Source organism: Acidovorax sp. Root267 (assembly GCF_001429215.1).
Classification (GTDB): domain Bacteria; phylum Pseudomonadota; class Gammaproteobacteria; order Burkholderiales; family Burkholderiaceae_C; genus Acidovorax; species Acidovorax radicis.
The window spans coordinates 529,465-546,444 of the sequence record NZ_LMJC01000022.1 but is presented as its reverse complement, the minus strand read 5'-3'; the positions used below and the strand labels follow the sequence as shown (position 1 = coordinate 546,444).

Annotated in this window: 18 protein-coding genes; 9 read left to right on the top strand and 9 right to left on the bottom strand. The window is 66.5% G+C overall.

Annotated elements, in window-relative coordinates; translation table 11 throughout:
• Positions 1-113: 113 nt before the first annotated feature.
• Positions 114-1,058, bottom strand: coding sequence for a LysR family transcriptional regulator (locus ASE39_RS16400; RefSeq protein WP_057271825.1), 945 nt, complete (start codon positions 1,056-1,058; stop codon positions 114-116).
• A gap of 99 nt (positions 1,059-1,157) precedes the next feature.
• Between ASE39_RS16400 and ASE39_RS16395 the strand changes: the two genes are divergently transcribed.
• Positions 1,158-2,390, top strand: coding sequence for an MFS transporter (locus ASE39_RS16395; RefSeq protein ID WP_057271824.1), 1,233 nt, complete (start codon positions 1,158-1,160; stop codon positions 2,388-2,390).
• A gap of 512 nt (positions 2,391-2,902) precedes the next feature.
• On the opposite strand, the gene ASE39_RS16385 is transcribed toward ASE39_RS16395, so the two are convergent.
• A complete protein-coding gene (locus ASE39_RS16385; protein ID WP_057225169.1) occupies positions 2,903-3,496 on the bottom strand; it encodes a hypothetical protein in 594 nt (197 codons plus the stop codon).
• A 164-nt stretch (positions 3,497-3,660) separates the two neighbouring features.
• Here ASE39_RS16385 and ASE39_RS16380 point away from each other — a divergent pair, with 164 nt between their 5' ends.
• Positions 3,661-4,860, top strand: a complete 1,200-nt coding sequence (locus tag ASE39_RS16380) for an MFS transporter (RefSeq protein WP_242421469.1) — start codon at positions 3,661-3,663, stop codon at positions 4,858-4,860.
• Positions 4,861-4,881: 21 nt separating this feature from the next.
• On the opposite strand, the gene arsB is transcribed toward ASE39_RS16380, so the two are convergent.
• From arsB to ASE39_RS16360, 4 genes are all read right to left on the bottom strand, one after another.
• Positions 4,882-5,904, bottom strand: a complete 1,023-nt coding sequence (arsB, locus tag ASE39_RS16375; RefSeq protein WP_057271822.1) for an ACR3 family arsenite efflux transporter — start codon at positions 5,902-5,904, stop codon at positions 4,882-4,884.
• Positions 5,905-6,153: 249 nt separating this feature from the next.
• Positions 6,154-6,660 carry an arsenate reductase ArsC gene (locus tag ASE39_RS16370; RefSeq protein ID WP_057271821.1) on the bottom strand — a complete coding sequence of 169 codons (507 nt, stop codon included), beginning with the start codon at positions 6,658-6,660 and terminating at the stop codon, positions 6,154-6,156.
• Between the two features lie 16 nt (positions 6,661-6,676).
• On the bottom strand, positions 6,677-7,192 hold the full coding sequence (locus tag ASE39_RS16365; protein ID WP_057271820.1) for an ArsI/CadI family heavy metal resistance metalloenzyme: 516 nt from the start codon (positions 7,190-7,192) through the stop codon (positions 6,677-6,679).
• A gap of 54 nt (positions 7,193-7,246) precedes the next feature.
• Entirely contained in the window at positions 7,247-7,573 is a 327-nt protein-coding gene (locus tag ASE39_RS16360; protein WP_057223959.1) for a metalloregulator ArsR/SmtB family transcription factor, read from the bottom strand.
• Positions 7,574-7,876: 303 nt separating this feature from the next.
• Here ASE39_RS16360 and ASE39_RS16355 point away from each other — a divergent pair, with 303 nt between their 5' ends.
• Complete coding sequence (locus tag ASE39_RS16355) at positions 7,877-8,923, top strand: methionine ABC transporter ATP-binding protein (RefSeq protein WP_057271819.1); 1,047 nt, start codon at positions 7,877-7,879, stop codon at positions 8,921-8,923.
• 15 nt (positions 8,924-8,938) lie between these two features.
• Positions 8,939-9,604, top strand: a complete 666-nt coding sequence (locus ASE39_RS16350; RefSeq protein ID WP_057223963.1) for a methionine ABC transporter permease — start codon at positions 8,939-8,941, stop codon at positions 9,602-9,604.
• Between the two features lie 176 nt (positions 9,605-9,780).
• On the opposite strand, the gene ASE39_RS16345 is transcribed toward ASE39_RS16350, so the two are convergent.
• From ASE39_RS16345 to ASE39_RS16335, 3 genes are all read right to left on the bottom strand, one after another.
• Positions 9,781-10,554, bottom strand: a complete 774-nt coding sequence (locus ASE39_RS16345) for a GNAT family N-acetyltransferase (protein ID WP_057271818.1) — start codon at positions 10,552-10,554, stop codon at positions 9,781-9,783.
• A 37-nt stretch (positions 10,555-10,591) separates the two neighbouring features.
• A complete protein-coding gene (locus tag ASE39_RS16340; RefSeq protein ID WP_057271817.1) occupies positions 10,592-11,551 on the bottom strand; it encodes a tripartite tricarboxylate transporter substrate binding protein in 960 nt (319 codons plus the stop codon).
• A 172-nt stretch (positions 11,552-11,723) separates the two neighbouring features.
• Complete coding sequence (locus ASE39_RS16335) at positions 11,724-12,815, bottom strand: tartrate dehydrogenase (protein ID WP_057271816.1); 1,092 nt, start codon at positions 12,813-12,815, stop codon at positions 11,724-11,726.
• A 178-nt stretch (positions 12,816-12,993) separates the two neighbouring features.
• Here ASE39_RS16335 and ASE39_RS16330 point away from each other — a divergent pair, with 178 nt between their 5' ends.
• The 5 genes from ASE39_RS16330 to ASE39_RS16310 all read left to right on the top strand — a co-directional run bounded on the left by ASE39_RS16330 (position 12,994) and on the right by ASE39_RS16310 (position 16,947).
• Positions 12,994-13,959 (top strand): LysR substrate-binding domain-containing protein, encoded by a 966-nt coding sequence (locus tag ASE39_RS16330; protein WP_010461460.1) that lies wholly within the window; start codon positions 12,994-12,996, stop codon positions 13,957-13,959.
• A gap of 64 nt (positions 13,960-14,023) precedes the next feature.
• Entirely contained in the window at positions 14,024-14,614 is a 591-nt protein-coding gene (locus ASE39_RS16325) for a DUF1566 domain-containing protein (protein WP_057271815.1), read from the top strand.
• Positions 14,615-14,811: 197 nt separating this feature from the next.
• Positions 14,812-15,951 carry a zinc-binding dehydrogenase gene (locus ASE39_RS16320; protein ID WP_057271814.1) on the top strand — a complete coding sequence of 380 codons (1,140 nt, stop codon included), beginning with the start codon at positions 14,812-14,814 and terminating at the stop codon, positions 15,949-15,951.
• 287 nt (positions 15,952-16,238) lie between these two features.
• Positions 16,239-16,478: a hypothetical protein gene (locus tag ASE39_RS16315; protein WP_010461474.1), complete on the top strand. Its 240-nt coding sequence runs from the start codon at positions 16,239-16,241 to the stop codon at positions 16,476-16,478.
• A 121-nt stretch (positions 16,479-16,599) separates the two neighbouring features.
• Positions 16,600-16,947 (top strand): RNA-binding protein, encoded by a 348-nt coding sequence (locus ASE39_RS16310; RefSeq protein WP_010461476.1) that lies wholly within the window; start codon positions 16,600-16,602, stop codon positions 16,945-16,947.
• Positions 16,948-16,980: the final 33 nt, after the last annotated feature.

Here is a 16,980-nt window from a genome sequence, read left to right as displayed (position 1 = left end):
AACAGGCAGGTTCGCATTCAAGGAAAAACAGCCGGCGTGCACCCTAAGGAGACATGACTGCGAATCAAGCTCTCGTGATGAATGACTCGTCTTGGCCGGCAGCCGTCGTCCGCTCAAGACCCAACCTCCACCCCTCGCATCCCCGCCAACCCCGGCATCGCCCCCCGCATCCCCTCCAAAAAAAACCTTAACCGCGCTGGATAAAACCGTGCATGCGGGTACACCAGATACACCGGCAGCGAGGGGGCCTGCCAGGTGGGCACCAAGTGCAGCAAGTCGCCTGCGTGCAGATCCACATCCACGATCCATGCCGATGCGATACACGCGCCGAGCCCGGCCAGGGCGGCGCTGCGCAGGGCGTACAGGCTGTCGGTGGCCAGTCGGGGGGTGATGGCGAAGGTGCTGGCCTCGCTGCTGTGCTGGTGGGTCAAGGTGACTTCGCGCTGGTAGAAGGTGCTCAGCGCCAGCCACGGTAAATCTTTCAGGTCCTGCGCGTGCTGGGGTGTGGGGCGGCCTGCCATGAGGGCGGGCGATGCCAGCACGATGCGTGGCACTTCGGCCAGGCGGATGGCGACCACGGAGGGGTCTTCCACCGCGCCTACCTGGATGGCGCAGTCGATGCCTTCGGCGATGAAGTCGGGGCGGCGGTCGTGCAGCATCCATTCCACCGACACATCGGGGTAGCGGTGCAGGTAGTCCATCAACGGGGGGATGAGCTGGTTTTGCCCGAAGGCGTGGGGCGCCAGCACGCGCAAGGTGCCGCGGGGTGTGTCGGCCGTGCCGCGCAGGTCGTCTTCCATGGTGCGCCAGTCTTCCAGCAGGGCCTTGGCGTGGGCAAAGCAGCGTTCACCGTCTTCCGTCAGTTTCATCACGTGGGTGGAGCGCTGCAGCAGCTTGATGCCCAAGGTGCGCTCCAGCGCCTGCAGGCGGCGGCTCACGGTGGGCTGGCTGGTGCCCAGCTGCTGGGCGGCGGCAGACAGGCTGCCTGCCTCCACGATGCGGATGAAGGTCTGCATCAGCTCGATGCGGTCGGCGCCGGGTGGTAGGGCAATGGTCATGCGTGAAGCGTATAACAAATCTGCAACCCAGCCCACTACCCAGCGTGCGCTTGCCTGAGAACAATCACCCCATTCTTTGGCTGAACGGGTGTTGATGCGATGTCTTCCATTCAAAATTTGCATGCAAACAACGCGATGGGCGTGGCCCCTGCGTTGCCTGCCGAGCGGGCGGTGAGCGCGCCGCTGTTGCTGCTGCTGGCCACCACGGCGGGGCTGAGCGTGGCGTCGCTGTACTACAGCCAGCCCATGCTGGGCGTGCTGGGGCCGGACATGCAGGCCGACAGCCGCGTGGTGGGGCTGGTGCCCACGCTCACGCAGCTGGGGTATGCGCTGGGCATCTTGCTGCTGGCGCCGCTGGGCGACCGGTTTGACCGGCGCCGCATCATCGTCATCAAATCGGTGGCGCTGATGCTGGCACTGCTGCTCAGCGGCCTGGCGCCGGGCATGGGGGCGCTGCTGGCGGTCAGCCTGGCCGTGGGCCTGGCGGCCACGGTGGCGCAAGACGTCGTGCCTGCTGCTGCCACGCTGGCTCCGGCCGCGCAGCGCGGGCGCATGGTGGGCACGGTGATGACGGGGCTGCTGCTGGGCATCTTGCTGTCGCGCGTGGTCAGCGGCTTTGTGGCGCAGCAGTGGGGCTGGCGCACGGTGTATGTGGCGGCGGCCGTGGCGATTGCGCTGCTGACAGTGGCGGTGTGGCGCGGGCTGCCGCGCTTTGCGCCCACCACGCAGCTGGGCTACGGCGCGCTGATCGGCTCGATGGTGGCCTTGTGGCGCCAGCACAGTGCGCTGCGCCGCGCGGCCTGGGCGCAGGGGCTGCTGGCCGTGGGCTTCAGCGCGTTCTGGTCCACGCTGGCGGTGATGCTGCACAGCCAGTTCCAACTGGGCACGGCGGCGGCGGGGGCGTTTGGCCTGGCGGGTGCGGCGGGTGCCTTGGCTGCCCCGCTAGCCGGGCGCCTGGCCGACAAGCGCGGGCCCGAGGTCGTGACGCGCTATGGCGCGGGGCTGGCGGCTGCGTCGTTTGCCGTGATGGCGCTGGCGCCGTTGCTGCCTGCGCAGGCCCAGCTGGGCTTGATCGTGGCCAGTGCCATTGGCTTTGACTTTGGCGTGCAGGCCACGCTGGTGGCGCACCAGACCATCGTGTATGGCATCGACCCTGCGGCGCGCAGCCGGCTCAATGCGTTGCTGTTCACCGGCATGTTCATCGGCATGTCGGCCGGGGCAGCGCTGGGCAGCCTGGCGCTGGCGCAGTGGGGCTGGCTGGGGGTGGTGGGGCTGGCTACCGTGGGGTCGCTTGCGGCGCTGGCGGTGCGCATGGGGCGATGCCGGGGCTGATTTGGGGCGAAATATGGCTGTAGCGCAAGTGGATATTGCGCTGGCAGCTATACAAATGAGAGCGAAATACGCGCAAGGCAAGGGTTACGCTTTTTGCAGCAAGCGGTCCACCCAAACCAGGCAAGCCAGACCCAAGGGGCCAGACAGCGTCACATATCCCAGCGAGGCGACCAGTTTGGCCCACCGCGAGTAGCGTGGCAGGTTGGTGATGACATACAGCCCGGGGATGAAGATGAACAGAGCCAGTATGGCTGCCACTGCCGGGGGAGTGGCCCCAAGCCAGATCATCACCAAAGGCGGCACCCACAAAGGGGCCAGCAGCGACGTCCAGCGAAATGAAGCGCTTTCCAGAACATAGGGAGGCAGACCCCAGCCCGCTTCCCTTGGGCTGAGGTCATCTCGCGACGCGGAAGGGCTACCGCCTGCCCAGCGGCCGCATCTGAGGCACCTGGATGTACCTGGCGGGACGCTGGCGCGGCAGTTGAAGCAGGTGGGAAATGACACGCGTCCGCTTAGGCCTTCTTCACCTCAATGTGGTACAGCCCCCATGGGCACAAACCAAAGCGTTCCTTCACCGGCTTGTCCTTGAAGGCTGGCAGCACATCCGCGTCGTACACCGCCCACTGCGGGCCCAGGCCACCCAGGGCCATGGGCTGGCCGTCGATGTGGGTGGCGACGATCATGCGGTAGGCCTGCACGTCGGCCATGCTGATGGTCACGTTGTAGCCATCCACCGCGCGCAGCACCAGCTGCACGGGGCTGCCGGAGGCCACACCGGCAGCGGCCAGCACGGTGGTGAGCAGGGGGCCTTTGAGCGTGTGGGGCTTGCTGTCGTATTCCAGCGTGGGCTTGATGGTGACGGCGGCCATGCGCTGCAGCGCAGCGGCGTCGAGCGTGTGGGCGTTGGCAAACTGGATGCCGTGTTTGCCCATCATCTGGTCGATGGTGGGGTCCAGCGCGCCCCGGTTGGGCTTGGTGATGGCGCCGCTGATGGTGAGCAGGGCAGGGTTGGCGGATGCCGTTGCCGGCGGGGCGGCGTGGCTGCTGGTGGCGGTCCACAGGCCTGCCAGGCCAACGCTGGCGGCGACAAAGTTGCGTTTGTTCATCATGGCTCCTCGTTCAAATAAGGGGCGCATGGTAAGCGCAAGATCGCGTGGTGCCACGCAAAAAATGGCAGACGCCCGTGTGGGGCGTGCCCAACCTTCTGCAGCCAGGGTGCATGCGGCACCGCGCCAGCGGCCGGTCGCGGGGGGCACCACAATCGGGTCATATGACCTCTTCCTCGACGATGCTGCGGCTGATCAGCCTGGCGGCCTTTTGCAGCATGGCCTCCATGCGTGTGTGCGACCCGATGCTGGTGGCACTGTCCCTTGAATACAAGATCACCACGGGCGATGCATCGGCGGTGATTGCGGCGTTTGCCGTGGCCTATGGCGTGCTGCAGCTGGTGTATGGCCCGCTGGGCGACCGGGTGGGCAAGGTGCGCGTGATCATCGGCGCCACGGCGGCGTGTGCGGTGTTCAGCGCCATGACGGCGCTGGCGCCCAGCTTCAGCCTGCTGGTGGTGGCGCGTGCGGCCATGGGGGCGGCGGCGGCCGGGATCATTCCGCTGTCGATGGCGTGGATTGGCGATGAGGTGGCCTACGAGCAGCGGCAAGAGACCCTGGCGCGCCTGATGGTGGCCACGGTGACCGGGATGATGGCGGGCCAGTGGTTTGGCGGTTTTGCCACCGAAACGCTGGGGTGGCGTGCGGCGCTGGGTGTGCTGGCCGTGCTGTTCTTCACGGCGGCCACGCTGCTGCTGCGCCATGCGCGTGCCAGCGGGGCGCTGCGCCCGGTGGTGGTGCCGGGCGCACGGGCGTTCTCGCTGGCCAACTACCTCGCGGGCACCATGGCGCTGCTGCGCATCCCGCGTGTGCGCTGGGTGCTCACAGTGGTCACGATTGAGGGCGCGCTCGCGTTTGGCACGCTGGCCTTTGTGCCCGCGCGCATGGTGGATGGGTTTGGCCTGTCGGCCTCGGCCGCTGGCGGCGTGATGGTGCTGTATGGCGTGGGCGGGTTGATCTACAGCGTGTTTGCGCGGCGCTGGCTGGCGGCGCTGGGCGAGCGGGGGCTGGCCGTGCTGGGCGCCAGCTTCATTGCCATAGGCCTGCTGTCGCTGGCGTGGGCGCCCGCAGTGGGCTGGGCCATGCTGGGCTGCTTCTTGGCGGGCATCGGCTTTTACATGCTGCACAACACGCTGCAGGTGCAGGCCACGCAGATGGCGCCCCAGGCACGGGGCACGGCGGTGACGCTGTTTGCGTGCCTGCTGTTTCTGGGGCAGTCCACAGGCGTGCTGATGGTGGCTTTCAGTGTGGACCGGGGCTGGCTGCCACCGGTGTTCACGGTGGCGGCGGTGGGTATTTTCGTGCTGGGCCTGCTGATCTCGCGCCAGGTGCAGGCGCGGGGGGCGGTAGCGGCAGGCACCTGACCGCCCCAGGTGGCGTGCTTTTCAGCCGCGCGCCTCGTACCAGCCCTTGCTGCGGTTGACCACGGCCACCACCAGCAGCATCACGGGCACCTCGATCAGCACGCCCACTACGGTGGCCAGCGCTGCTCCGGAGTGAAAACCAAACAGGCTGATCGCCGTGGCCACGGCCAGCTCGAAGAAGTTGGACGCGCCGATCAGCGCCGAGGGGCAGGCAATGCTGTGCTTTTCGCCCACGGCTCGGTTCAGGCCATAGGCCAGCGCCGAGTTGAACAGCACCTGGAGGAGGATGGGCACGGCCAGCAGGGCGATCACCAGCGGCTGCTGCAGGATGGCCTCGCCCTGAAAGGCAAACAGCAGCACCAGCGTGGCCAGCAGGGCGGCGATGGACCAGGGCCCGGTGCGCGCCACGGCGGCGTCAAACGCGGCCTGGCCCTTGCCCAGCAGGCGCTTGCGCAGCCACTGTGCGATCACCACGGGGATCAGGATGTACAGCACCACCGAGGTGAGCAGCGTGTCCCACGGCACGGTGATGGCCGACAAACCGAGCAAAAAGGCCACCAGCGGAGCGAACGCCACGATCATGATGCTGTCGTTGAGGGCCACCTGCGACAGCGTGAACAGCGGGTCGCCTCCAGTGAGGCGGCTCCACACAAACACCATGGCCGTGCAGGGTGCGGCGGCCAGCAGGATGAGCCCGGCGATGTAGCTGTCGATCTGGTCGGCAGGCAGGTATGGTGCAAACCAGTGGCGGATGAACAGCCAGCCCAGCAGCGCCATCGAAAACGGCTTGACCAGCCAGTTGACGAACAGCGTCACGCCAATGCCGCGTACATGCTGGCGCACTTCGGCCAGCGCGCCAAAGTCCACCTTCAGCAGCATGGGGATGACCATCACCCAGATGAGCAGGCCCACCGGCAGGTTGACGCGGGCCACCTCCAGCGCGCCCACCGCGCGGGCCGCGCCGGGCAACCACTGGCCCAGCGCAATGCCCGCGACGATGCACAGCAGCACCCACACGGTGAGGTAGCGCTCGAACACCGCCATGCCAGCGGCCGGGGAGGGGGGCAGCGCACTGACAGCAGCACGTTGTAAAGGGCTTGGTGGCAGGGTCATTTCAGTGATCCATTCAGTTATCCATTGCGCTGCGCGCCACCCGCGATGCATGCAACTGGCGCGCTCTAAACCAGCGCCCCCGCGCAAGGGCCGCCCCGCCGCGCTGGGGGCGTCCCCCTCCCGGCTCGCGCAGCGAGGCGAGAGAGGGGGAAGGCGCGAAGCGACTCAGGGGGTGTTTCATCATTGCTTGGGCAAATTGCGGGCCGTGGCTTGCAGCGCGGTGGCGGCCAGCTTGTCGTCGGGCAGGTTCACCAGCAGCTCCAGGCGCTGCTGGATGGCGTGCAGGGTTTTGCGGAAGGCCTCGGCCTTGTCGGCGTCCGAGCCGTCGCCTGCTGACGGGTCGGCATAACCCCAGTGCGCCGTGGCCGGGTGGCCGGGCCAGAAGGGGCAAACTTCGCCGGCGGCGTTGTCGCACACGGTGATGATCAGGTCCATGTGCGGCGCGCCGGGGGCGGCAAACTCGTCCCAGCTTTTGCTGCGCAGCCCTTCGGTGGGGATGCCCGCGTGGGCCAGCGCCTGCAGGCCCAGCGGGTGGGGCTGCTGGTTGTCGCGCGGGCTGCTGCCCGCTGAATAGGCTTTGAAGCGGCCCTGGCCCATGGCGCTGAGCAGGGCTTCGGCCAGGATGCTGCGCGCGGAGTTGTGCGTGCAGAGAAACAGCACGTTCAAAGGGGGGCGTGGGGTGCTCATGCGGGCTCTGCTCGGCTCAGCAGCATTTGTTGGAGTTGGTTGAGGTGGGGCCGCAGCAGGCGGCCTTGCCTGGCTCGGGGGCGGATGGGGCGCCCGTGGGGCAGCAGGCGGCCTTGGCTGGCTGCTGCGTGGTCTTGACTGGCTGCTGCGCAGCGGCTTCGTTGAACACGGGGATGTTGCCCAGCGTGTGGAAGTGTTCCCAGGCCACGCCCTGCGGGTCGGTGATCCAGTGCTTGTCGCTGCGGGCGTAGCAGCAGGTGGTGGCGCCTTCGTCGAGCAGGGCCATGTCGGCACCTTCGGCGCGCGCCTTCAGTTCGGCCAGCTCGTCGGCCTCATCCACCTGGAAACCCAGGTGGTCCACGCCCGGCTTGTCGCCACGGGTGGAGATGGCGAAGTTCACGCGCGGGTCTTCGAGCATCCACTTGGCGTAGTCGCCCTCGACCCGCGCAGGCTCGGCCGCGAACAGCCTGGAATAGAACGCGATGCTCTTGGCAAGGTCATCGACATGCATGTGGACGTGGAATCGCTTCATGGTGGTTTCCTTTCGGCTGTGGGTCGTGGGGTGGGGTTGTGGGTGCGCTATTGGTCAGCACTTGCAGGCGGCGGTGGCCTCGTCGGTCAGGCAGGCTGCGCCCTGGCAGCAGTTCTCGGTCAGGTAGGCCAGCAGGTCGTTCATGGTGGCAAACGAGGCGCGGTAAATCAGGTTGCGGCCCTGGCGCTCCTGGCTCACCAGGCCCGCGTGGGTCAGCTCCTTGAGGTGGAACGACAGCGTGTTGGGCGCAATGCCCAGCTGCTCGGACAGCGCCCCGGGCGTGAGCCCCTCCTGGCCCGCCACCACCAGGGCGCGGAACACACGCAGGCGCACTTCCTGGGCCAGGGCGGCGAGGGATCGGATGACTTCGGTTTCTTGCATTATTCGATAATACAACAAAAGTTGAAATATAGAAATATAGAAATATAAGCATGAAGATCGTTGAAAAGTTTCGATGAAAAAACAGGTTGAATTGGCACCTGCCGCATGTTGGTATTGCGCTAGTTGCTATGTAGTTAATAGCGTTTGAGGTGCGCCTATCACGGTCCTCATAACCCAACGATCTAACCACCCGATTTTTCAATCGTTTGTGAACTTACGATTCGCCGATACAGTCGCCCATCCCATTCCTGACCCGCGCGGCATTGGCTACGACCTGTGGCCTGTGCTGTGCCACTGCTTTTCATGATCGACTTACGGGGTATCACCCAAACCTACCAGGGCCCACAAGGCCCGGTCGAGGCCCTGCGCGGCATCGATCTGCACATCAACCCGGGCGAAGTGTTCGGCATCATCGGCAAGAGCGGCGCGGGCAAAAGCTCGCTGGTGCGTGTCATCAACTTGCTCAACCGGCCCACCCGGGGCGAGGTTTTCGTCAATGGCCGCGACCTCACCCAGCTGAACGACGCGCAGTTGCGCGAGGCCCGCCGCGAGATCGGCATGGTCTTCCAGCACTTCAACCTGCTGTCTTCGCGCACGGTGTTCGACAATGCCGCGCTGCCGCTGGAATTGGCGGGCATGAGCAAAGCCGCCATTCGCGAGCGCGTGAACCCGCTGCTGGAGCTGGTGGGCCTGTCAGCCTTGGCCGACCGTTACCCCGCGCAGATCAGCGGCGGGCAAAAGCAGCGTGTGGGCATTGCGCGCGCGCTGGCCAGCCGGCCCAAGGTGTTGCTGAGCGACGAAGCCACGTCGGCGCTGGACCCGGAGACCACGCGCTCCATCCTCGACCTGCTGCGCCAGGTCAACCGAGAGCTGGGCCTGACGGTGGTGCTCATCACGCACCAGATGCAGGTCATCAAGCAGGTGGCCGACCGTGTGGCCGTGATCGAAGCGGGCCGCATCGTGGAGCTGGGCCGCGTGCTCGATGTGTTCACGCGCCCGCAGCAGGCCATCACCAAGAGCCTGATCGACGAGATCCTGCCGCAAGAGCTGCCCGCCAGTGTGCTCGGCCATGTGCGCAAGCTCGCAGGCCAGCTCAGTACAGGCCGCACCGGCCAACTGCTGCGCTTGTCGTATGCGGGTGACAGCGCCTACCAGCCCATCCTGTCGCAGCTGATCCGCGAGTTCGGCGTGGACATGAGCATCCTGCACGGCCAGGTGGACGAAATCCAGGACGAAACCTTTGGCTCGCTGGCGGTGTACGCCAGCGGCGAGGCCGAGCGCCTGCGCGGCGCCGTGGCGCACCTGCGTGCGGGCGGTGTCGAGGTGCAAGAAGTGGCCGTGGCAGGCTGAGAAGGATAGATAACCATGTTCAACAACTTCACTCCGGCCATGCTGGATCTGTTTGCCTCTTCGCTGTGGGAAACGCTCATCATGGTCGGCATCTCCGGCCTGGTGGGTGGCCTGCTGGGCGTGCCACTGGGCGTCTTCCTGCGCCTGACCGACCACGGCGGCGTGCTCGAAAACGGGCCCACCAACAAGCTGGTGGGCTGGCTGGTCAACGCCGTGCGCTCCACGCCTTTCATCATCCTGCTGGTGGCCATCATCCCGTTCACGCGCTTCATCACAGGTTCGTCCATCGGCACGGCTGCTGCCGTGGTGCCGCTGACGATTGCGGCCGCGCCCTTCGTGGCGCGCCTGGTCGAAGCCGCGCTGCGCGAGGTGGACCATGGCCTGGTCGAGGCCGCCCAGGCCATGGGCGCCACCACCAGCCAGATCGTCTGGAAGGTGCTGCTGCCCGAGGCGCTGCCAGGCATCGTGGCGGGCTTGACCATCACCTTCGTCAGCCTCACCGGCTACTCGGCCATGGCCGGAGCCATTGGCGGTGGTGGTTTGGGTGATCTGGGCATCCGCTACGGCTACCAGCGCTTTCTGCCCGAGATCATGCTGGCCGTGGTGCTGGTGCTGATCTTCTTTGTGCAGGCGGTGCAGAGCCTGGGCGACTGGGCTGTGCGCAGGCTGAGCCATCGGTGATCTGGGTATTGGGCCTAGGCATTGTTTGCTATTGAATAAATAGCTGCTAGCGCTTGATGGTCAAGCGCCAGGGGCCAATTTCATTCAAATTTTCGACCCCAAACCTCTGAGTCAGCAACGGCGCCGGTCTTCACTCCCTCTCCCGCAAGGGAAGAGGGAGTCTGAAAAAAACCCCCTCAACCCGGCACCCGATAGTGGTAGCCATACGCCGTCTTGAACCCCATCGACTTATACAGCCGCAACGCCGGAGCGTTCTGCGCGCGCACCTGCAGGTAGGCACTGGTCGCCCCGGCCTCGGCCGCCCAGTGCAGCAGGGCTGTCACCAGCGCACGCCCGCGCCCGCCGCCCCGGTGCTCGGGCGCCACGGCCAGGTCGTACAGGCCCACAGCGCCGCGCTCCAGCACCGCCAGCCCAAAGCCCCCGGGCTGGCCCTGTGCGTCGTGTTGCAGTGCAAACGCGGCAGGGTGGGCGATGTGGTCCAGCATGCTGTTGTGCAGCGCGCGGTGGTGCGTTGGCACGCTGTTGGCGGCGGCAAAACCCTCCAGCCATGCGGCTGTGGGCGTGGTGCTGATATGGGTGCTGCCATCGGGCTTGCCGACCGAACCCAGGGCCAGCGGCCGGTGCAACACCAGTGAGGGATCGAAATGCTGGTAGCCCGCCTCGGCCAGCTCCAGGTCGGCCTCGGCCGGGGCCAGGGGCGAGATGCGGAACACGGCGGGCAGCCCGTGCCGTGCGTACAGCGCTGCAGCCGCTTCGCGCACCCCGTCAAACGGCGCGCCGGGCAGCAGCGCGTTGACCGAATTGGCACGCTTGGTGTAGCCACCCGACAGCCGGAACACCCAGCCCCGGTGGAACACCGTCTGGCGCGCGGGCCAGGCGTTGAAGGCGCGTTCTTCAAGGGCGCGGATCAGGGCTGCGGGGACGGTGGGCTCGATGGTGGTGGGCGTCATGGCTGGGGTTATACCAACCCGCCCCTCGGGCACACGGTCAGTCGGTGGTGATCTTGTGGTCGGCCACCAGCTTGCCAAAGCGTGTGGTGTCGCTGGCAATCTGCTCGGCCATCTGCGCGGGTGTGTTGCCGATAGGCTCGGCGCCAATGTCCTGCATGCGCTTCTTGAAGTCGGGTGACTGGATCACCTTGACCATCTCGGTGTTCAGCCGGGCCACCACATCGGCGGGCGTGCGTGCCGGTGCCAGTACGCCAAACCAGGTGCCGATGTCGAAGCCCGCAAAACCACTCTCCTGCAGCGTGGGCACGTCGGGCAGCGACGAAGACCGCTTGGCCGTGGTCACCGCCAGCGCGCGCAGCTTGCCCGCCTTGATGTGGGGCAGCACGGGCGTGATGGTGTCGAACGACATGGATACCTGCCCGCCCAGCAGGTCGGTGGTGAGCGGCCCGCTGCCTTTGTAGGGCACGTGCAGCAGCGGCTGGCCGATGGCGGTGGAGAACTGCGTGCCGATCAGGTGCTGCGCCGTGCCCGCGCCGTTGGAGCCATATGAAAACTTGTCGGGCGCTGCCTTGATCAGGGCCACGAGTTCCTTCACATCCTTGGCGGGCGTGGTGGCGCTGACCGCGAGCACGTTGGGTACCAGGGCCACGGTGGTGATGGGCGCAAAGCTCTTTTGGAAGTCGTAGCTGAGCTTCTTGTACACGCTGGTGGCAATGGTGTGGTGCACTGCGCCCATCAGCAGCGTGTAGCCGTCGGCCGGTGCCTTGGCCACGTAGTCGGCACCAATGGTGGCGCCCGCGCCGCCCCGGTTTTCCACGATCACGGGCTGGCCCAGGGCCGTGCCCAGCTTTTCACCCAGCGCACGCGCCAGCACGTCGGTGGTGCCGCCCGCCGCAAACGGCACGACGATGGTGACGGGCTTGGTCGGCCAGGCCTGCGCGTGGGCGGCTGTGCTGGGCAGCAGGCAGGCGGCTGCGGCGGCGACCGCCAAGGCCATTAGATGGTGGCGGCGCAAAGGCTGGGCGATGCCGGTGTGGTGGGCAACAGGGAGGTGCATGGTTTGTCTCCGAAAGGATGGTGGTGCGGCGAATGCATGGTCTTTGCGACCTTGTTGTTGTGTCCGCCGGGCGGTGCCCAGGCCCGTCTTTGCGGGCCGTGGGCGTGCGCGGTCAGGCGGCCTTGCGTGTGGCCTGTGTGCCGCTGACCAGCGCGCACACGGCGTCCGTCACTTGCACCGTGGTGGCCGTGCCGCCCAGGTCGCGGGTGTGCAGGGCCGGGTCGGCGGTGACCTGTTCGATGGCCTGCATCACGGCGCGGGCCGCATCGGTCTCGCCCAGGTGCTCCAGCAACATCACCACCGACCAGAAGGTGCCGATGGGGTTGGCCAGGCCCTTGCCCATGATGTCGAACGCCGAGCCGTGGATGGGCTCGAACATGCTGGGGTAGCGGCGCTCGGGGTCGATGTTGCCGGTGGGTGCAATGCCCAGGCTGCCCGCCAGCGCGGCGGCCAGGTCGCTGAGGATGTCGGCATGCAGGTTGGTGGCGACGATGGTGTCGAGCGTGGCGGGGCGGTTGACCATGCGGGCGGTGGCGGCGTCGACCAGTTCCTTGTCCCACTTCACGTCGGGGAACTCGGCCGCCACCTGCGCGGCGATCTCGTCCCACATCACCATCGCATGGCGCTGGGCATTGCTCTTGGTGATGACGGTAAGCAGCTTGCGGGGCCGCGATTGCGCCAGGCGGAAGGCAAACCGCAGGATGCGCTCCACGCCCACCCGGGTCATGATGGACACATCGGTGGCCGCCTCGATGGGGTGGCCCTGGTGCACACGGCCGCCCACGCCCGAGTATTCGCCCTCGGAGTTTTCGCGCACGATGACCCAGTCCAGGTCCTTGGGCGTGCAGCGCTTCAGGGGTGCGTCGATGCCCGGCAGGATGCGTGTGGGCCGCACGTTGGCGTACTGGTCAAACCCCTGGCAGATCTTCAGGCGCAGGCCCCACAGCGTGATGTGGTCGGGGATGTCCGGGTCACCCGCCGAGCCGAACAGGATGGCGTCTTTGCCGCGCAGGGCATCCAGCCCATCGGCCGGCATCATCACGCCGTGGGCGCGGTACCAGTCGCCGCCCCAGCCGAAGTTCTCGAACTCGAACTGCAGGCCGGGGTGGCGGGCGGCCAGGGCTTCGAGCACACGCTGGCCGGCGGGGATCACTTCCTTGCCGATGCCGTCTCCGGGGATGGTGGCGATTTGATAGGTGGTCATGCGGATGCCTTGGTGGAAAGGTCTGGGAATGCCCGTGCCGCGATGGCCGGGCGTGGAAAACGAGACACGAGAAAAGCCAAACGAGAAGCCAAACGGTGAGAAGGACTGTAGGCCTGGACGCCCTTACGGAGCCGCGCTAAAGTGAATCCATCGTTAACCTGCAGTTAAGAGCTATTCGATGAGTTCCACCATTCAACCCGCTGAACTGGGCTTCTTCTCTGCGCTGGCCGCCAGCCCCAGCCTGAGCGCCGCAGGGCGCGAAATGGGGGTCTCCACGGCGGCGGTCAGCAAGCACCTCACGCAGATGGAAAAGCGCTTGGGCGTGGTCCTGGTCAACCGCACCACGCGCCGCATGAGCCTCACCCCCGAGGGCGAGCTGCTGCTGGAGCACGCGCGCCGCATCCTGCGCGAGATCGATGCGCTCGATGAACTCATCGTGCAGTCCAAGGCCAGCCCCAAGGGCCTGCTGCGCGTGAACGCCACCCTGGGCTTTGGCCGCATGCACATCGCCCCCGTGATCTCGGACTTTGTGCGCCAGTACCCCGAGGTGGATGTGCAGCTGCAACTGTCGGTGCACCCGCCGCCGATCACCGACGACGCCTACGACGTGTGCGTGCGTTTTGGTGAGCCGCCCGATGGCCGCGTGATCGCCCGCCGCATCGCTCCCAACCGGCGCGTGCTGTGCGCCGCGCCTGCCTACCTGGACCGCCATGGCAGGCCCCGCGTGCCGCGCGACTTGATGGAGCACCACTGCATCGGCATCCGCCAGGGCGATGAGGCCTATGGCCTGTGGCGCCTGACCACCGGGCGCGGCAGCAAGGCACACACCGAGTCGATCAAGATCACCGGCAACCTCACCACCAACGACGGCGAGATCGCCGTGCTGTGGGCCTTGCAGGGCCACGGCATCGTGATGCGCGCGGAGTGGGACGTGAACCGCCACCTGGCGCAGGGCCTGCTGGAGCCCGTGCTGCCGCAGTACCAGACCCCGGCGGCCGACATCTATGCGGTGTACCCCCAGCGCCACCAGTTCTCCACGCGGGTGCAGGCTTTTGTGGGTTTTCTGGCCGAGGCGCTGGCAGCGTCGGGGGCACCGGCAGGAGTGGCGGGCAGGGTGGGCAAACGCGCGTTGACGGTTTCTTGATCGGAAGGGTGGCGCTGGTGTCGCTGTGCGGGTAGGGTGTCAGCGTTCGAGTCTGTTTTTGCCCATGAAACCACTTTCGCAACTTTCGACCTTGTTGGCCTGCACCCTCGCAGCCCTGCCAGTGCTGGCCGCCGACCCCACGGCATCGGCCGACTGGGCGCTGTCGGACGACGGTGCCTATGTGCTGGACCACCGCGCCGGGCTTGCCTGGCCGCGCTGCGTGGAAGGCATGCAATGGACCGGCAAGACCTGCACCGGCAAGCCCCTGCTGCTGGATCGCGCCGAAGCCACCACCCTGGCCGCCGACCGCTGGAAGGCTGAGGGCGTGGGCTGGCGCCTGCCCCGCGCGGCGGAGCTGCAGCGCTTGGTGGACAAATCGCTGTCTCCCCCGGGCCTCCACCCCATCCTGTTCCCGGCCGCGCTCGGCGAGTGGCACTGGTCCGCCACCAGCAACGTGAGCGCACCCAACGTCAATCCCTACACCTACGGCAACATCGCACAAGGCCGCGCGGGCGACGGTGCGCGGCAGGCTGCCATGATCAACGGCTGGGCGGTGAACCTTTCCACCGGCGAGGCGCGGGGCGATGCCGCAAGGGCCAGCAAACTGCCCGTCCGGCTGGTGAGGCCAAAGCCGGTGGGTGGAGCAGGGCAGTAGCAGCCGGAGCGGATTCAGCAGCCACCGACCGGCGCGCGTTGTGTGGGGCGAAAACGTGGGGGACAGCAAAGCCAGCCCACTTGATCAAGAATGACGGCTGATAGCGAAGAGGCTCTGGCCAGCTCGGTCCCGCGCCTCCCTCCACACGGTCTGCCGAGCGCACGGCCCCATTTCCATACCCCTACCGCGAGTCACCCATGAACCCCTCCATCCCGACTACCGCACTCCAACTGCGCTCGCTGGTTCAAGCCGACGGCACCTTGCAGATCAGCCTGGAATCCGTGCCCGTGCCCACCCCGGGGCCCGACGAGGTGTTGATCCAGGTGCAAGCCACGCCCATCAACCCGTCGGACATCGGCCTGCTGCTGGGCCCGGCCGATTTGTCCACCGTGCAGGTCGCTGGCAGTGCCGATTTGCCCGTGGCGACTGCCCGCATCCCCGAGCGCGCGATGCCGGGCATGGCTGCACGCCTCGGTCAAAGCATGCCCGTCGGCAACGAGGGCGCGGGGCTGGTGGTGGCCGCAGGAGCCTCTCCCGCCGCGCAGGCGCTGCTGGGCCGCACGGTGGCCGTGATTGGCGGCGCCATGTATGCGCAGTACCGCGCCATGCCGGCCGCGCAGTGCCTTCCATTGCCAGAAGGCACCACGGCCGCCGAAGGGGCATCGTGTTTCGTCAACCCGCTGACCGCACTGGGCATGGTCGAGACCATGAAGCGCGAGGGCCACACCGCGCTGGTGCACACGGCGGCGGCCAGCAACCTGGGCCAGATGCTCAACAAGGTTTGCCAGAAAGACGGCATTGGCCTGGTCAACATCGTGCGCAAACCCGAACAGGCGGCGCTGCTGCGCGAGGCCGGCGCCCAGTACGTCTGCGACAGCAGTGCGCCTGGATTCATGGCCGACCTGACCGACGCGCTCGCGGCCACTGGCGCCACCATCGCCTTTGACGCCACGGGCGGTGGCACGCTGGCTGGGCAGATCCTGCAGTGCATGGAAAGCGCCATCAACCGCAGCGCCAAGGAATACAGCCGCTACGGCTCGGCCGTGCACAAGCAGGTCTACCTGTATGGCCACCTGGACACCCGCCCCACCGAGATCCAGCGCACCTTCGGCATGGCCTGGGGCGTGGGTGGGTGGCTGCTGTTCCCGTTCCTGAACAAGATAGGCGATGTTGCCGCCCAGGCACTGCGCGCACGCGTGGCGGCCGAGTTGAAGACCACGTTCGCCAGCCACTACGCACGCACGGTGTCGCTGGCGGGCGCGCTCAGTGCTGACGCCATTGCGTTTTATGGCCCGCGCAATACCGGCGCCAAGGTGCTGATTGATCCGTCGATGTAGTTGAGGGTGGCCTGTCTCCAACGAGGAGTGGAGCAGGGTGTGGGCGGTGCAGCGGTTTTAAAACTAAAAATAATATTAATTGCCAATTAAATGCTGATTGGTATATAGTTGGCTTAGTTGCAGTCACGGCTCTTGACGCGTGCCGTCACCGCAACGCCTGCTCAGCGGCGTCAAGCCACCCACGCAGGCCGCCTTTTGCGACCTTGTCGCCCAGTTGGTCTGTAGAGCTGCAGCCGACCGAGTCCTTCGATGCTCACGCAGGTCGATTTCCAAGCCTGCGATCCTGAATGAATCAGATTTCACAGACCGCCATTTCCATGGGCAAGTACGTCGTTTCGCCCGCGACACACCCGACCGACTGCGGCCGCTTTCGTGCCTCCTTCTCGGTCCATCGTTCCCAGGGCAACGGCAGCTACTGCCGCGTGTTCCGTTTTGACAAAGCCTTTGCCTCGCGCGAAGCCGCCCGGCTCTTTGCAGTCACCCAGGGCTGGCTGCAAACGTGCATGTTGCACCCTCCGGCGTGTTGATGATCTGCTGACCGCAGACCCCATCCAACCTTCCTCGTCGTGGCGGACTCCCAGTCTGCACACCCCATATCCCCAACGGTGCGTCATTCGTTGCGCACCCTCCTTCAGAAAGGCTCTTTTCATGAGCAGCAAAATCTACGTGGGCAACCTGCCTTACTCCGTGACCGACTCCGTCCTTGAAAGCAATTTCTCCGAGTTCGGCAATGTCACTTCGGCCAAGGTCATGATGGACCGCGAAACCGGTCGCTCCAAGGGCTTCGGCTTCGTGGAAATGGCTTCCGCTGAAGTCGCCCAGGCCGCGATCAGCGCCCTGCACGGCATGTCCGTCGACGGCCGCTCGATCGTCGTGAACCTGGCCCGCCCCCGTGAAGAAGGTGGTGTTCGTTCGGGCGGCGCGGGTGGCTACACAGCCAGCAAGCGCTCGGACGTTGGCTATGGCACGGGTGGCTACGGCGGCGGTCGTTACTGAGCTCAGCAACCTTCTGCGAAAGACCGGCTCTGC

Coding starts and splice junctions, on each gene's coding strand:
- ASE39_RS16370 (WP_057271821.1), bottom strand. CDS start 6,660: ATGAGCACCCCACGCCCCCCTTTGAACGTGCTGTTTCTCTGCACGCAC.
- ASE39_RS16385 (WP_057225169.1), bottom strand. CDS start 3,496: ATGAACAAACGCAACTTTGTCGCCGCCAGCGTTGGCCTGGCAGGCCTG.
- ASE39_RS16320 (WP_057271814.1), top strand. CDS start 14,812: ATGAACCCCTCCATCCCGACTACCGCACTCCAACTGCGCTCGCTGGTT.
- ASE39_RS16325 (WP_057271815.1), top strand. CDS start 14,024: ATGAAACCACTTTCGCAACTTTCGACCTTGTTGGCCTGCACCCTCGCA.
- ASE39_RS16395 (WP_057271824.1), top strand. CDS start 1,158: ATGTCTTCCATTCAAAATTTGCATGCAAACAACGCGATGGGCGTGGCC.
- ASE39_RS16330 (WP_010461460.1), top strand. CDS start 12,994: ATGAGTTCCACCATTCAACCCGCTGAACTGGGCTTCTTCTCTGCGCTG.
- ASE39_RS16400 (WP_057271825.1), bottom strand. CDS start 1,058: ATGACCATTGCCCTACCACCCGGCGCCGACCGCATCGAGCTGATGCAG.
- ASE39_RS16345 (WP_057271818.1), bottom strand. CDS start 10,554: ATGACGCCCACCACCATCGAGCCCACCGTCCCCGCAGCCCTGATCCGC.
- arsB (WP_057271822.1), bottom strand. CDS start 5,904: ATGGCGGTGTTCGAGCGCTACCTCACCGTGTGGGTGCTGCTGTGCATC.
- ASE39_RS16365 (WP_057271820.1), bottom strand. CDS start 7,192: ATGAAGCGATTCCACGTCCACATGCATGTCGATGACCTTGCCAAGAGC.
- ASE39_RS16380 (WP_242421469.1), top strand. CDS start 3,661: ATGACCTCTTCCTCGACGATGCTGCGGCTGATCAGCCTGGCGGCCTTT.
- ASE39_RS16350 (WP_057223963.1), top strand. CDS start 8,939: ATGTTCAACAACTTCACTCCGGCCATGCTGGATCTGTTTGCCTCTTCG.
- ASE39_RS16360 (WP_057223959.1), bottom strand. CDS start 7,573: ATGCAAGAAACCGAAGTCATCCGATCCCTCGCCGCCCTGGCCCAGGAA.
- ASE39_RS16315 (WP_010461474.1), top strand. CDS start 16,239: ATGAATCAGATTTCACAGACCGCCATTTCCATGGGCAAGTACGTCGTT.
- ASE39_RS16355 (WP_057271819.1), top strand. CDS start 7,877: ATGATCGACTTACGGGGTATCACCCAAACCTACCAGGGCCCACAAGGC.
- ASE39_RS16310 (WP_010461476.1), top strand. CDS start 16,600: ATGAGCAGCAAAATCTACGTGGGCAACCTGCCTTACTCCGTGACCGAC.
- ASE39_RS16340 (WP_057271817.1), bottom strand. CDS start 11,551: ATGGCCTTGGCGGTCGCCGCCGCAGCCGCCTGCCTGCTGCCCAGCACA.
- ASE39_RS16335 (WP_057271816.1), bottom strand. CDS start 12,815: ATGACCACCTATCAAATCGCCACCATCCCCGGAGACGGCATCGGCAAG.